Origin of the sequence: Amycolatopsis lexingtonensis, from assembly GCF_014873755.1 — a bacterium.
GTDB classification, from domain to species: Bacteria; Actinomycetota; Actinomycetes; order Mycobacteriales; family Pseudonocardiaceae; genus Amycolatopsis; species Amycolatopsis lexingtonensis.
On sequence record NZ_JADBEG010000001.1, the window covers coordinates 7,230,371 to 7,243,740 of the forward strand.

The following is a 13,370-nucleotide window of genomic DNA, read 5'->3' on the forward strand; positions in this document are numbered from 1 at the left end:
TCGTCGTCCTACTTGATGAAGCCCTTCTTGACCATCCAGTCGTGGGCCACCTTGCCCGCGTCCTGGCCGTCGACGTCGACCCGCTTGCACAGCTCGACCATCTGCTCGTTGTCGATCGCCGCGCTCACCTTCTCCAGCGGCCCGCGCAGCTCCGGGTGGGCCTTGATGAACTCCGTGCGCAGCGTCGCCACCGCGTTGTACTGGGGGAACGCTTTCTTGTCGTCCTCCAGCACCCGCAGGTTGAGCCCCGAGATCCGGCCGTCGGTCGTGAAGACCTCGCCCACCGGGCACGTGCCGCTCGCCACCGCCGAGTAGATCGTGCCGATGCCGAAGTTCTTCACCGTCGGCTTCTGGAAGCCGTACGCCTTGACCGCGGCCGGGAAGCCGTCCTGACGGCTGGTGAACTCCGTCTCCAGGCAGAACACGGCCTGGTCCGGCTTCTGCTTGATGAACGCCGCCAGGTCGGACGTCGTCTTCAGGTTGTTCTGCGCGCCGTACGCCTCGGTGACGGCGAAGGCGTACTGGTCGTTGAGCGGCGAGTAGTTCAGCCACGTGACGCCGAACTTCTCTTCGTCCGCCTTGGCCGTCGCCTCGTACTGGGCCTTTTCGCCGCCGGGCACCGGGAGCTCGTTGCCCTGGTAGTTGATCCAGCCGGTGCCGGTGTACTCCCACGTGACGTCGGTCTGGCCGGACAGCAGGGCCTGCCGCGACGAGTTGGAGCCCTTGATGTCGGACAGGTCGACGACGTCGGCGCCCGCCGCGGTCAGGGCCATCTCGGCCATGTACGCCAGGATGATGTTCTCGGTGAAGTCCTTCGACCCCACCGTCACCTTCAGCCCCTGCAGCGCCGGGATCGGCTCGATCGTGCCCGGCCGGATGTCGTAGGGCACCGCCTGGTTGACGGTCAGGCCGCACGCCGAGAGCGTCGCGCCGAGCACGGCCGCGCCGAGGACTGCCGTAATGTGCCGGAGTTTCATCGCAGCCCCTTCGGTCCGAAGAACTGTTCGGCGACCGCGCCCAGCCAGTCCACCAGCAGCGCCAGCGCGACCGCCAGCACCGAACCGGTGACCAGCACCGACGTCAGGTTCAGCTTGTAGCCGGTGTCGATGAGCAGGCCGAACCCGCCGGCGTTGACGAACATGCCGAACGTCGCCGTGCCGACCGCCAGCACCAGCGACGTGCGCAGGCCGGCCAGGATCAGCGGCACGGCGAGCGGCAGCTCGACCCGCCAGAGCACCGCGGCCGCCGACATCCCGATGCCGCGGCCGGCGTCGATCAGCGACTCGTCGACCTGCTGGATGCCGACCATCGTGTTCCGCAGCACCGGCAGCAGCGAGTAGAAGGCCAGCGGCAGCGCCGCCACCCACAGCCCGCCGACCGCGCCGGTGACGATGAACCACAGCACCAGCACGCCGAGCGCGGGCGCGGCCTGGCCGATGTTGGCGATCGCCAGGAAGACCGGCGCGAGGAAACGGGCCCACGGCCGCGTCACGATCACGCCGAGCGGCACGGCGACCAGCACGACGATCGCGGTCACCACGATCGTCATCAGCAGGTGGTCCCACAACGCCGTGAACAGCGAAGACGCGTTGAGCGTCTCCTTCTCGGTCGCGGTCAGCCCGCTGGAGAACACCCAGATCAGCGTGACGGCGACGATCACCAGGACCGCGACGGGCTGGGCGAACAGCCGGACGCGTTCCGCGCGTTTCGAACCGGACTCGGTGCTGAAACCGGTGTCGACGGCAGCCGTCATGCGGACACCTCTTCACCGTTCGTGTGCTCGTCCCGCAGCTGCTGGATGGTCCCGATCACGGTGTCGAGCTGGATGGTGCCCGCGTACTCGCCGCGCGCGCCGGTCACCGGCACCGAGCCGCCTTCGGCGAGCATCGCCTCGAGCGCGTCCTGCAGCGTCGACTGCAGACTGACGATGTCCCGCAGCGGCTTGCCCAGGTTGGCCAGCGAAGCCGCCGAAGTGAGCTCGCGGACGTGCACCCACCGGGTCGGCCGGCGGCGCGCGTCCAGCACGAGCGCGAAGTGCTTGCGGGACTTTTCGAGCTTCTCCCGGACCGCCGCGGGCGTCTCGTCGACGGTCACGGTGAGCGCGTCCTGTGCCAGCTCTACGTCTCGGACCCGCAGCAGGGTCAGCTGCTTCAGCGACGCGCCCGCGCCGACGAACCCGGCGACCGTGTCGTTGGCCGGGTTGGCCAGGATCGCCTCGGGGGTGTCGTACTGCATGATCGACGACTGGTTGCCGAGCACCGCGATCTTGTCGCCGAGCTTCACGGCCTCGTCGAAGTCGTGCGTGACGAACACGATCGTCTTCTTGAGTTCGTCCTGCAGTCGCAGCAGCTCGTCCTGCAGGTTGCCGCGGGTGATCGGGTCGACCGCGCCGAACGGCTCGTCCATCAGCAGCACCGGCGGGTCGGCGGCGAGCGCCCGCGCGACGCCGACGCGCTGCTGCTGCCCGCCGGACAGCTGGCGCGGGAAGCGGTCGCGGAAGTCGGCCGGGTCGAGCCCGACCAGGTCCATCATCTCCTCGACCCGGTCGTTGACCTTCTTCTTGTCCCAGCCGAGCAGGCCGGGCACCACGCCGATGTTCTGCGCGACGGTGAAGTGCGGGAACAGCCCGGCCTGCTGGATCGCGTAGCCGATCCGGCGGCGCAGGGTGTCGACGTCGAGCTTCAGCGCGTCTTCGCCGCCGATGGTGATCTTGCCGGAGGTCGGCTGCACCAGCCGGTTGATCATCCGCATCGTCGTCGTCTTGCCGCAGCCGGACGGGCCGACGAACACGACGATCTTGCCGGCGGGCACGACCATGGAGAAGTCGTCGACCGCCGCTTCACGGGTGCCGGGGTACCGCTTCGTCACGTGCTCCAGCTCGATCTCGACGCCGGAGACTTCCTCGTTCTCAGCCACGGACACCCCTAGATACGGTGAAGCGCTTGATCAGGACGTAGATGCCGTCGAGGATCAGGGCGAGGATGACCACCCCGACCGTGCCCGTGACGGCTTGGTTCAGGGAGTTCGTGCTCCCCGCGTTGGTGAGCCCGGAGAAGACCTCGGCGCCGAAGCCCGGACCCTTCGCGTAGGCGGCGATCACCGCGATGCCCATCAGCATCTGCGTCGCCACCCGCATGCCGGTGAGGATCGCCGGCCACGCCAGCCGCAGCTCGACCCGCGTGAGCACGCCGAAGCGGCTCATCCCGATCCCGCGCGCGGCGTCGGTGATGGCCGGGTCGACGCCGTCGAGCCCGACGATGGTGTTCCGGACGATCGGCAGGAGGCCGTAGAGCACCAGCGCGATCACGGCCGTCGTCGGTCCGAGCCCCGAAAGCGGGATCAGCAGCCCGAGGAGGGCGAACGACGGGACCGTCAAGATCGTGCTCGCCAGCGCCGTGGCCACCGCCGAACCGATCGGGCTGCGGTAGACCGCGATCCCGATCAGCACGCCGAGGACCGCGGCGAGGATCGTGCACTGCACGACCATGCTGGTGTGCAGGTAGGCCTCCAACCAGAGCTTGCTCGCCCGGTCGGAGATGTAGTCGAAGAGGTTCATCCGTGTCCGCTCTCCCGCCCTTCACGCCGGCCTTCACCCGAACGGGCTAGTTGCTGACCGACGGCTCAGTACCCAGCGCGCAGCCGGTCCAAACCCCCGTCATCGGCTACCGGTTCCGCCCACCGTGGCCCAACCGGCGCAGATCGGCAAGAAATGATCTGAACCACGGCGTGGCGTGGGACGTGCTCTCGGTGTGTGCTCACCGCACGAGATCACACGCTCACCCCGGGGCAGGTCCCTTAAGCTGCTGCTCATGAGCGTTCCGGCACGGCGACCCGCTGTGCTCGGCGCCACCCGGGGTGTATTGCTCGCCGTGAGCACTGCGGCACTTTCCGTCACCGCGCACCGGCTCGCCGACGGCGGCCTGCCCGACCCGGCGATGACTCTGCTGCTCACCGGCCTGTTCGGCTGGACGGCCACCGCGCTGGCCCGCAAGGCCCGCGGCCCGGTCGCCACGATCACCCTGCTCGGGGCCGCCCAGCTGGTGATGCACCTGCTGCTCACCACGCTCGCCGGGCACGACGACATGTACGCGATGCCCGGTCGCGGCGGAGCCGGCATGCTCGCCGCGCACACGGTCGCGACCCTGCTCACCGCCCTCCTGCTCGCCCACGCGGACGCGACGCTGCTCACGGTGCTGGCCGTGCTGCGCGCGATCCTGCCCCGGCTGCTCACCCCGCTGCCGGTACCGGCCGCGGCTCCCGCGCTCGTCCCCGCCCGCGTAGGCGGACCGGACCACCTCGTCGGCGTCGACCTGCGCCGGATCCACGGGCGGCGCGGCCCGCCCGGCCACTCCTGAAACCCCAGCTCACCCCCGACACAGCGGACCCCCGGGTCCGCTGCCCTTTCCTTGAGTTCATCAGGAGTGAACCCATGTCCCAGCACGTCTTCAAGCGCGCCGGTTTCCTCGCCGCCACCGTCGGTGCCGCCGGCCTCCTCGGCGCGGGCGTCGCGTCCGCGCACGTCACCGCCAACGTCTACGGCCCGCAGCCCACGAAGGGCGGCTACGCGGCCGTCGTCTTCCGCGTGCCGAGCGAGGAGAAGGACCCCGTCAAGACCACGAAGGTCGTCGTCGACTTCAAGGCGGACTACGGCATCGGCTCGGTGCGGACGAAGCCGGTCCCCGGCTGGACCGCCGAGGTCACCAAGTCGAAGCTGCCGGCCCCGATCACCAAGGACAACGGCACACAGGTCACCGAAGCCGTCACCGCGGTGACGTGGACCGCGCAGCCGGGCAGCGAGCTGAAGGCCACCGACTACCAGGAGTTCTCCGTCAGCTTCGGCCCGCTGCCCACCAACGTGGACCAGGTGGAGTTCCCGGCGCACCAGACCTACAGCGACGGCAAGGTCGTCGACTGGACCCAGCCGACCCCGGCGGGCGGCGAGGAGCCGGAGCACCCGGCGCCGACCGTGAAGCTGGCCGCGAAGGCGGCCGAGGGTGACGACCACGCCGCGATGGGCGCGAACACCGCGGCCACCACCGGCGAGCAGACTGAAGCCGCGGCGACGTCCGACAGCACGGCCCGCTGGCTCGGTGGAGCCGGCCTGCTCGTCGGCGCCATCGGCCTCGGGGTCGGGGCCGGCGCGACCATCCGGGCCCGCAAGGCCACGGCCAAGTCGGGAGGCAACAGCTAAATGCGGAAGGCGCTCGTCGCGCTGGCGTTGACGGTGGTGGCCGTGCTCGGCACGGCCACCCCGGCGCTGGCGCACAACGTGCTGATCTCCTCGGACCCGGCGAACGGCTCGTCCGTGGCCGCCGGCCCGCAGAAGATCAGCCTGACGTTCGACCAGTACGTGCAGGGCGCGGACGTCAACCAGATCGCGGTGACCGGACCGGGCGGCGGCCAGTGGGCCGAGGGGCCGATCAGCGTCGTGAACAACGTCATCAGCGCGCCGCTGCGGCCGCTCGGCCCGGCGGGCAAGTACACCGTCGGCTACCGGGTGCTGTCCGCGGACGGCCACCCGGTGACCGGTGAGCTCACCTTCACCCTGACCGCGGCGGGCACCGGCACACCGGCGACCGTCGACGCGGCCCGCTCGCCGGGCGGCGCGTCGTCGGCGTCCCCGCAGCAGTCGTCGTCCACCGGGGTACCGATCTGGGTCTGGATCGCCGGCGCCGTCGTGCTGCTGGCCATCGGGCTGACCGTCGCCCTGCGCTCGGGCGGCAAGATCGAAGAGAAGAACTGATGACGCAGGCCGAGACCACCACGAACGTCCGCTATTCGACGCTGCTGTGCGTCGTGACGGCGGGACTGCTCGGCGCCCTCATCGGCGTCGCGCTCACCGCCACCGCGCCGGTCCCCGGCGTGGTGCAGCCCGACGCGGTGGTCTCGGCCGGCATCCCGGTCGTGCGGGTCCTGCTCGACCTGGCCGCGGTCACGACCATCGGGCTCGCGCTGCTGTCCGTGCTCGTCGGCTACGACCGGCCGAAGCTCACCGAGCCGATCATGCGGCTGGCCCGCCCGGGCGCCGTCGCCGCCGCGCTCGTCTGGGCGACGACGGCGGTCGTCGCGCTGATCCTGCAGACCGCGGAGTACAAGCCGGGCTCGTCGACGCTCTCGCCGTCGGACATCGGGCAGTACATCGCCGACGTCGGCGCCGGGAAGGCGCTCGTCATCGTCGCCGTGCTCGCGCTCGCCCACGCCGGGATCGGCGCGCTGGCGCTGCGGTTCGGCGAGAAGGTGCCCGCCGAGGTGCGCGTCGGGCTGGGCCTGTTCGCGCTGCTGCCGCTGCCGGTCACCGGGCACGCGTCGAACTGGAACTACCACGACTACACGATGATCTCGATGGAGCTGCACGTCATGAGCGCCGTCGCCTGGACCGGCGGCCTCGGCGCGATGGCCGTGCTCCTCGTGGCGAACCGGACGCTGCTGGCGCACGCGCTGCCCCGGTTCTCGAAGCTCGCGACGCTCTGCCTGGCCATCTCCGCGGCGACCGGCCTGTTCAACGGGCTGGTCGAGGTCTCGCTCAACCCGACCATCGGGTTCTGGGCGGCGATCTTCACGACGCCGTACGGGCAGCTGCTCATCCTGAAGGCGGTGTGCACCGGCGTCATCGCGCTGCTGGGCGCGCACGTCCGCTGGCGGCTGCTGCCGCGGATCGTCCGGCACCAGCGGACCGCGCTCGCCGCGTGGGCGACGCTGGAGCTGACGGTGATGGGACTGGCCTTCGGGTTCGCCGTCGTGCTGACGCGGGCGCCGGTCGTCGCGTCCTGAAAGCCCTTCCCCGCAGGTGAGACCGGTGCGGAGTCACGGCGAGTAGCTGCAACTTGCGCATTGGGATGACGGGTAGACCATTGGGGGCGACCGGTCGGACCGAACTTTCTACCCTGAGCGGACCGCATTTCCGAAGCGACGAACGGTCATTTGCAGTCGGCGAATGCACGTGCAGATTGTGGCCCCGGTCACATGATGTGACAGTCCCGGCTCAGCGGTAACGCGTCCAGCGCACGTCCGTCCGGCCGCTCCGAAGATCGGCCAACCGGCGGAACAGCTCGGGCCGCACCTGCGGCCGGCTGCGCAGGATGGGCAGCACGCTCGTCGTCAGCTTCAGCTCGCGGATGCCGCGGAGCACCGCGAACCCGGACCACGACGTCACGTCGAAGCCGTACGCCGCGGCGAACGTCCGGTAGTGCACCGGCGGGTCCCCGAACCGCTCGCGGCCGACGGCCAGCGGCGTCAGGTCCCACTCCGGCGGGCCGACGCACGAGGAATCGAAGTCACAGAGCACCGGGCCGTCCGGGCCGGGGATGACGTTGCCGGGGTACGCGTCGCCGTGGACCAGGCCCCTGGGCAGCGGGAAGTCCAGCCCGGCCAGCCGGTCTTCGAGCTCGGCGCAGCGCTCGAGCAGGAATTCGCGGTCGGCGTCGCTGATCTCTTCGGCGTCGGACACCCGGGCCCGCACCGCGGCGAACGGCGCCCACTCGGCGAGGCCGTCGGGCGCGGGGAGCGCGTGCACCTGGCGCAGCAGCCGGGCCAGGTCGGTGGCCGTCGCCGGGCGGCCGATGCTCGGCACCTGGTGCCACGCGGTCACCAGGTGCCCGCCGACTTCCAGGGGCTGCTCGATGCCGCCGAGGAGCCGGATCGCGGGGACGCCGTGGCGTTCGAAGTGCCGGGCCACGCGCACGACGGTCCCGACGCGGTGCCGCAGCTGCGTCGAGCCGACGATCCGGATCACGAGCGGGGCGCTGACCAGCGCGTACACCGCGTTGTTGGTGAACCGCAGCAGCCGCGCGCCCGCCGGGTCGACCCCCAGCAGGGCGCACGTCTCCGCCAGCACGCCGCGCAGCTTCCCGGCTGTGAACCGGCCGGCCAAGACGGCCCCGGTGTCCCCGCCGCCCCCGGCGTTATGCGGCGTAGAAAGCGTGGAGGCGATCGGCGAGGTCACGCGCGTCGGCGTTGTTGCGGCGGCGCTCCGCCTCTTCCTGCAGCGGCCGCATCCGGTCCTTGACCCGCTCGGACTTGATGCCCTCGGCGCAGTCGATGGCCTTGCCGCCGACCTTGGCCCCGTGGTCGAGGTCGCCGTCGAGCAGGTGGTTGGTGGCCAGCGCACTCAGCATGAACGTCTTGGACCGGGCCATTTCGTCGTCGTAGGAGTCGACGGCCCTGGTCAGCGCCGGGATCGCGTACTTGGTGTGCTCGGCGTTCTTCTGCGCGAGGACCGTGTGGACGGTGCCGACCATGGCGTAGACGTCGGTCTCGGTGAAGAACTTCACCCAGGACTCGGCCTCGGCCAGGTTGGCGCGCTCGAACTCGTCCTTGCTCCGGCCGAGCAGCTTCACCGCCTGCTCTTCGTTGCCCATCATCGCGTAGGCCCACGCCTCGTTGGCGCACAGCACGGAGACCGCCAGCTCGGAACCGCTTTCCTGGGCGGCGATCTGGCCGAGCTGGAACAGCTTCAGCGCGTCGTTCGGGGCGTCCTGGTGCAGGTAGACGCGGCCCATCCGGTAGAGGACGTTGGCGACCAGCGGGTGGTTCTCGCCCTGCTTGGCCAGGTCCAGCGCGTTCGCGAAGTGCCCGCGGGCGGAGTCCATCAGGCCGGTGTCGAAGGAGGTCCAGCCGGCCAGCGAGTGGAGGTCGGCCAGCGCCACGTACAGGCGGTTCTTGACGATTTCCGTGCCGTGCGCCTCGAGCATCTGCTGCCCCCAGGACAGCTGCGCCACGACGGCGTCGCGGCAGAACCCGCCGCCGTACTGGTAGTCCAGCGCCCGGAGCGCGCGCGTCGCGGCCTCCACCTGGCGCACGTCGGTCATGCCGATGCGACCGGGCGCCGGCGTGCGCGCCGGTCCCGCCGACCAGGTGCCCGATTCCGGACCGAACACCGCCGCACCCATCGTGACCTGGGCGGCGTGCGCGAGGAACCTCCGTCGCTTCACGGACTCGTCCTCCTCAGCCTGCTGGCCGTCGGCGGAGCCGACGACGCGTATCGCCGTGGCCTCGTCGTAGGCGAGGCCCATGTATCCACGCGGGACACCCAGGCCGTCGGCGATCCTCGTGAGGACGTCGTAGGCCATGACCTGGCGACCCTTGAGGATCTCCGACACCTCGGACTGGGACTGTCCGGTCATCGCGGCGATCTGGCGCTGCGAGACACCGTGCTTGCGCAAGAGGCGGTAGACGCCGCTGATCTCGCGCGTTGCGAGAGCAGCTCTCATCTCCGGCTGCTCCCACGCGTCAGCGGGAACCGTGTGGCTCTGCCGGGCTTCGGCACTGCCACCGTTACTGGCGTCCATCGCGCCCCCTCCACTGTCCGGTCGGGCGTCTGTGAAACAGCGTAGGCAAACCTGGTGAACCGTGTGAACTGCCGAACTGGCGGCCTGATCGGTCCGGCCGAAGTCCGTTGACCGCTTACCGTGGAACCGAGTCCGGTCACCGCTATGACGCCATTTCGACCTTCTATCGCAGCCGGTTGCACCTCACTGTAGTTGTCAGATCTCCGTCACCGCCCGGACACCGGCAGCGATCACGGAGAGCTACGAAAACCGCAGGGATGTTGCAGAAGGCATCTTCGAAGGACTTTCGACAGAGCGGAGAAGGGCGTGGAGTTCGTGGACTCGTTCGCAGGAGGACATGCCGGCACGGCCACCCGCGCCGTGCGGCCGGCGATCGCGACGGTCTCTCCCGTCTCCGCCGTCCGTCCCGTCACCCCGGCCGCCGCGGTGGACCCCCGCACCGCGAGCGTCCGCCACTACGAGGGCGGTCAGCTCGTGTGGCGGGTGCAGTGCGGCGACCTGATCAGCCGGGAACGCGCGGTGACGGTGTTCGTCGAAGACAACCAGGTGGTACTGGTCTCGCCCCCCGGCGAGACCGCGCGGCTGACGTCCGGACAGCTCGGCCAGCTGCGCGCCGCGCTCAACGAAGCCGCCAAGATGGCGGAAAGGTAACGGTGAGCTGAACATGGATCAGGTACTCGGGCAGGTCCTCCGCAATGCGGTCTGGGAGCGCCTCGACATGCTGACCGACCTGGCGAACCGCGCCGACGCCCAGTCGCTCGTCTCGGTCGCGCGCTCCGAACTGCCCCGGTTGACGGAGGCCTGGCGCGCGATGCTGAAGATGCACGAGCCCGACGAGCGCGGCGACTGCCCGACCTGCTCGACCCGGTGGCACCGCTGCAAGGCGCCGTGCTCGGTCTGGCAGGTCGCGCACGAACACTTGGTAGCCGGCGGGCTGGCCCCGCAGCAGCAGGCTCCGTCGGACCGGCGCCTGCAGGGCCGCCGCAAGAGCCCGGTTCCGGTCCACCCGGCCCCCACCGCGGCGGAGACCACCGGTCGCCACGCGCTCGTGAACCCGCGCCGAGCGGTCACCGCCTGACCCCGTCAAGTGAAGACCGCGTGAGGACGCGCATCTTTCCTAGGGAAAGTGACGTCCTCCCCGGCAGGAAGCGCAACTTTCCTGGAGAAAGTGGCATCCTCCCCTGATCCGGCGAGCGCGGCCGGCCGATCGCCCCATCGGACCCGCGCCGGCACTCGCCCCGGCCGAGGGCTGTTTCGCCCGCACCCCCGAGCAGTGCGAACCAGCCCTCGGCCATCATCCCGGTCCCCACCGCGATTAATCGAAAAAATTACGCGTTAGCCCTAGCCGGGGCCGTAATCCCCCGCTAGATTGATCATCAAGCCCCGGTATGGACCACTGGTTCGACCGTGGCGATCCGCTCCGCTGAGCGGTCCCCGAATTCCGCGGGCCGGTGCCGTTGCACTCCCCTCCCCCGACCGGCACCGGCCCGCGGTTCCAAACTTCGTTCAGCGAACCGCCTTCACGCGCAGCACGAGCACCGCGGCCAGCAGCGTCGCGACGGCCGAAGCCGCGAACAGGCCCGGGTAGCCGCCCAGGTAGGACAGCACCAGCGGCGTCACCAGCGGAGCCACCACCTGCGGCAGCGAGTTCGCGATGTTGATGACGCCCAGGTCCTTCGCCCGGTCCTGCGCCGTCGGCAGCACCTGCGTCAGCATCGCCAAGGCGACCGCCATGTACGCGCCGAACCCGACCCCCAGCAGCGGGGACGCGGCGAGCGCCACCGGCCAGCTCTGCCACACCACGAGCAGCAAGGCGGCCAGCGCCATCACGCCGGAGGCCGCCAGGACGTACGGCTTGCGCCGGCCGGACCGGTCGGAGAAGTGGCCGGCGAGCACGGCACCGATCACGAGCGCGACGCCGTACAGCGCCATCATGATGAGCAGCCCGGTGTCGGGGTCCGGGTAGTGCACCGCGTCCTTGAGGAAGAACAGCAGGTAGAGCGTCCCGAACGCGTTGCCGAGGTTGATCATGAAGTGGCACGACCACGCCCACGCGAAGTCCGGGTGCCGCCGCGGCGAGACCCAGAGGTTGCGCAGGACCTCGCCGGCTTTCGACGATGGCCGGAACTCGACCGGCAGGCGCGCGTCCGGCGTCCGGAGCACGAAGAACGCGGCCCCCACCAGGACGATCCCCGCGCAGGCCGCGTACGCCAGCGGCAGGCCGGCGATGCCGAGCATCACGACGACCACGACCGCGCCCAGCACGGTGCCGAGCATCTGCGCGATGCCGACGAGCCCGCCGACCTGCGCGCGCTGGCCGACCGGGACGCGGTCGGCGATGGCGGACATCAGGGTGGCGAGCATGCCGTTGAGCCCGGCCTGCACCAGGCACCAGCCGGTGATCATCAGGGCGACGTCGGGCGCGAACGCCAGCACCAGCAGCCCGACGGCGGCGACCGCGGCCCCGATCACCGTCCACGGGTGACGGCGGCCGAACCGCGAGCACGTCCGGTCCGACAGCAGCCCGACCGCCGGGTTGACGACCAGCGCCACGATCGCGCCGACGCCCATCACCAGGCCGAGCACGAACTCCTTGTTCACCTGGTCGAGCAGCTCGGCCTGCTGCGGCAGCAGCACCTGGATCGGCGCGTAGATCCCCAGCCAGAGCGCGATGTTCGCGAAGAACAGCAGGCTCATCCAGCCGGGCCGCACCCGCACGACGGGTTCGGCGAGCGCCTCCGGGACGGCTTGGGTCGTTTCACTCATGGCGCACCAGCTTCCGGTACCAGTGGAACGAGTCCTTCGGCGTCCGCCGCAGGGTCTCGTAGTCGACGTGCACCAGGCCGAAGCGCGGCGCGTAGCCCTTGGACCACTCGAAATTGTCCAGCAGGGACCAGCAGAAGTAGCCACGGACGTCGACGCCGGCGTCCATCGCCTCGCGTAGCGCGACCAGGTGACTGTGCAGGAAGTCGATCCGCTCAGGGTCGTGCACCCCGCCGTCTTCGGCGACTTCGTCGGCGAAACTGCACCCGTTCTCGGTGATGTGGATCGGCGGCAGCTTGTCGCGGTAGCGGGCGTGGAAATCGAGCAGCAGCTCGCGCAGGGCGTGCGGGACGATCGGCGAGTCGTTCGTCGTCATCGGGTAGCCCTCGATCGGGCGAAGGTCGAACGGCAGCGGGTTCCCCGGGCTGGGCTTCGCAACCCCCTGCGGCTCGTAGTAGTTGACGCCGTAGAAGTCGAGCGGCTGCGCGATCGTCGGCAGGTCGTCGGCGAACCCGGCGGGCAGGTGCGGGTGGAGCTGCTCGGGATAGCTGCCGAGCAGCACGGGATCAGCGTAGAGCCGGTTGATGAGCGCGTCGAGCCACTCGCCGGCGGCGTCGTCTTCGGGGGTGTCGTCGCCGGGCCAGATGGGAGAGTGGTTGTTGGCGGTGCCGATGTTCGTGGCCCCGGCCGCCCGCAGGGCCTGGACGGCGAGGCCGTGGGCGAGGTTCTGGTGGTGCGCGGTCGGAATGGCGTCGAGGAGCAGCGTCTGCCCGGGCGCGTACTCGCCGATGCCGTAGCCGTAGATCGACATGACCATGGGCTCGTTGAGCGGAATCCACAGTTTCACCCGATCGGCGAAGCGCTCTCCGAGGATGCCGGCGTATTCGGCGAAGCGCTCAGCGGTAGCCCGGGAGAGCCAGCCGCCCTCGTCTTCGACCGCCTGCGGGGTGTCCCAGTGGTAGAGCGTGACGGCGGGGGCGATGCCCGCCTCGCACAGGGCGTCCAGGAGCTTGTCGTAGAAGCCGAGCCCTTCGGGGTTGGGCGCGCCCTTCCCGTCCGGCTGGATCCGGGGCCAGGCGATGGACATCCGGTACGCGCCGACACCGAGTTCCGCCATCAGCGCGATGTCTTCGGGGTAGCGGTGGTAGTGGTCGGCGGCTACGTTGGCGGTCTCATCGCGGGCGATCTTGCCCGCGGTGGCGGTGAAAGTGTCCCAGATGGACGGTCCGCGCCCACCTTCGCTGGTGGCGCCCTCGATCTGGAACGCCGAGGTCGAAACGCCCCAGAGGAAGTCGGGCGGGAAGTTCGGGTTCTGCACCG

General features: G+C 70.3%; 14 protein-coding genes. 6 read left to right on the forward strand and 8 right to left on the reverse strand.

Going from position 1 to position 13,370, the window contains the following annotated elements:
• Positions 1-8 precede the first annotated feature (8 nt).
• From H4696_RS33275 to H4696_RS33290, 4 genes are read right to left on the reverse strand one after another with little or no spacing between them, the layout of a single operon-like run.
• Positions 9-977: a glycine betaine ABC transporter substrate-binding protein gene (locus tag H4696_RS33275; protein ID WP_086857310.1), complete on the reverse strand. Its 969-nt coding sequence runs from the start codon at positions 975-977 to the stop codon at positions 9-11.
• The gene (locus H4696_RS33280; RefSeq protein WP_192782669.1) at positions 974-1,753 is read right to left on the reverse strand and encodes an ABC transporter permease; all 780 of its coding nucleotides are present in this window, start codon (positions 1,751-1,753) and stop codon (positions 974-976) included. Before H4696_RS33280 ends, H4696_RS33275 begins: the two co-directional genes overlap by 4 nt.
• Positions 1,750-2,916 carry an ATP-binding cassette domain-containing protein gene (locus tag H4696_RS33285; protein ID WP_192782670.1) on the reverse strand — a complete coding sequence of 389 codons (1,167 nt, stop codon included), beginning with the start codon at positions 2,914-2,916 and terminating at the stop codon, positions 1,750-1,752. The genes H4696_RS33280 and H4696_RS33285 overlap by 4 nt, the downstream gene beginning before the upstream one ends.
• Positions 2,909-3,556, reverse strand: coding sequence for an ABC transporter permease (locus tag H4696_RS33290; protein WP_086864436.1), 648 nt, complete (start codon positions 3,554-3,556; stop codon positions 2,909-2,911). The genes H4696_RS33285 and H4696_RS33290 overlap by 8 nt, the downstream gene beginning before the upstream one ends.
• A 304-nt stretch (positions 3,557-3,860) precedes the next feature.
• Between H4696_RS33290 and H4696_RS33295 the strand changes: the two genes are divergently transcribed.
• From H4696_RS33295 to H4696_RS33310, 4 genes are all read left to right on the forward strand, one after another.
• Entirely contained in the window at positions 3,861-4,355 is a 495-nt protein-coding gene (locus tag H4696_RS33295) for a hypothetical protein (RefSeq protein WP_086864437.1), read from the forward strand.
• Between the two features lie 74 nt (positions 4,356-4,429).
• On the forward strand, positions 4,430-5,191 hold the full coding sequence (locus H4696_RS33300) for a YcnI family copper-binding membrane protein (protein WP_192782671.1): 762 nt from the start codon (positions 4,430-4,432) through the stop codon (positions 5,189-5,191).
• Positions 5,192-5,743 carry a copper resistance CopC family protein gene (locus H4696_RS33305; RefSeq protein WP_169734989.1) on the forward strand — a complete coding sequence of 184 codons (552 nt, stop codon included), beginning with the start codon at positions 5,192-5,194 and terminating at the stop codon, positions 5,741-5,743.
• Positions 5,743-6,771 carry a copper resistance D family protein gene (locus tag H4696_RS33310; protein ID WP_086860442.1) on the forward strand — a complete coding sequence of 343 codons (1,029 nt, stop codon included), beginning with the start codon at positions 5,743-5,745 and terminating at the stop codon, positions 6,769-6,771. Before H4696_RS33305 ends, H4696_RS33310 begins: the two co-directional genes overlap by 1 nt.
• A 211-nt stretch (positions 6,772-6,982) precedes the next feature.
• On the opposite strand, the gene H4696_RS33315 is transcribed toward H4696_RS33310, so the two are convergent.
• Positions 6,983-7,870: a phosphotransferase family protein gene (locus H4696_RS33315; protein WP_086860444.1), complete on the reverse strand. Its 888-nt coding sequence runs from the start codon at positions 7,868-7,870 to the stop codon at positions 6,983-6,985.
• Between the two features lie 31 nt (positions 7,871-7,901).
• A complete protein-coding gene (locus H4696_RS33320; protein WP_086860445.1) occupies positions 7,902-9,287 on the reverse strand; it encodes a helix-turn-helix transcriptional regulator in 1,386 nt (461 codons plus the stop codon).
• A gap of 306 nt (positions 9,288-9,593) precedes the next feature.
• Between H4696_RS33320 and H4696_RS33325 the strand changes: the two genes are divergently transcribed.
• Both H4696_RS33325 and H4696_RS33330 read left to right on the forward strand, forming a co-directional pair.
• Complete coding sequence (locus tag H4696_RS33325; RefSeq protein WP_086860447.1) at positions 9,594-9,938, forward strand: hypothetical protein; 345 nt, start codon at positions 9,594-9,596, stop codon at positions 9,936-9,938.
• A gap of 13 nt (positions 9,939-9,951) precedes the next feature.
• Positions 9,952-10,365, forward strand: a complete 414-nt coding sequence (locus tag H4696_RS33330) for a hypothetical protein (RefSeq protein ID WP_086860450.1) — start codon at positions 9,952-9,954, stop codon at positions 10,363-10,365.
• Between the two features lie 428 nt (positions 10,366-10,793).
• Here the strand turns inward: H4696_RS33330 and H4696_RS33335 are convergent, their stop codons facing one another.
• Complete coding sequence (locus H4696_RS33335; protein WP_086860452.1) at positions 10,794-12,053, reverse strand: MFS transporter; 1,260 nt, start codon at positions 12,051-12,053, stop codon at positions 10,794-10,796.
• Positions 12,046-13,368, reverse strand: a complete 1,323-nt coding sequence (locus tag H4696_RS33340; RefSeq protein WP_086860454.1) for a GH1 family beta-glucosidase — start codon at positions 13,366-13,368, stop codon at positions 12,046-12,048. The genes H4696_RS33335 and H4696_RS33340 overlap by 8 nt, the downstream gene beginning before the upstream one ends.
• Between the last annotated feature and the right edge of the window lie 2 nt (positions 13,369-13,370).

Bases quoted from the DNA above. Each gene is read 5' to 3' on its own strand.
- H4696_RS33275 (WP_086857310.1), bottom strand. From the start codon at position 977: ATGAAACTCCGGCACATTACGGCAGTCCTCGGCGCGGCCGTGCTCGGC.
- H4696_RS33280 (WP_192782669.1), bottom strand. From the start codon at position 1,753: ATGACGGCTGCCGTCGACACCGGTTTCAGCACCGAGTCCGGTTCGAAA.
- H4696_RS33290 (WP_086864436.1), bottom strand. From the start codon at position 3,556: ATGAACCTCTTCGACTACATCTCCGACCGGGCGAGCAAGCTCTGGTTG.
- H4696_RS33300 (WP_192782671.1), top strand. From the start codon at position 4,430: ATGTCCCAGCACGTCTTCAAGCGCGCCGGTTTCCTCGCCGCCACCGTC.
- H4696_RS33305 (WP_169734989.1), top strand. From the start codon at position 5,192: ATGCGGAAGGCGCTCGTCGCGCTGGCGTTGACGGTGGTGGCCGTGCTC.
- H4696_RS33310 (WP_086860442.1), top strand. From the start codon at position 5,743: ATGACGCAGGCCGAGACCACCACGAACGTCCGCTATTCGACGCTGCTG.
- H4696_RS33320 (WP_086860445.1), bottom strand. From the start codon at position 9,287: ATGGACGCCAGTAACGGTGGCAGTGCCGAAGCCCGGCAGAGCCACACG.
- H4696_RS33330 (WP_086860450.1), top strand. From the start codon at position 9,952: ATGGATCAGGTACTCGGGCAGGTCCTCCGCAATGCGGTCTGGGAGCGC.
- H4696_RS33335 (WP_086860452.1), bottom strand. From the start codon at position 12,053: ATGAGTGAAACGACCCAAGCCGTCCCGGAGGCGCTCGCCGAACCCGTC.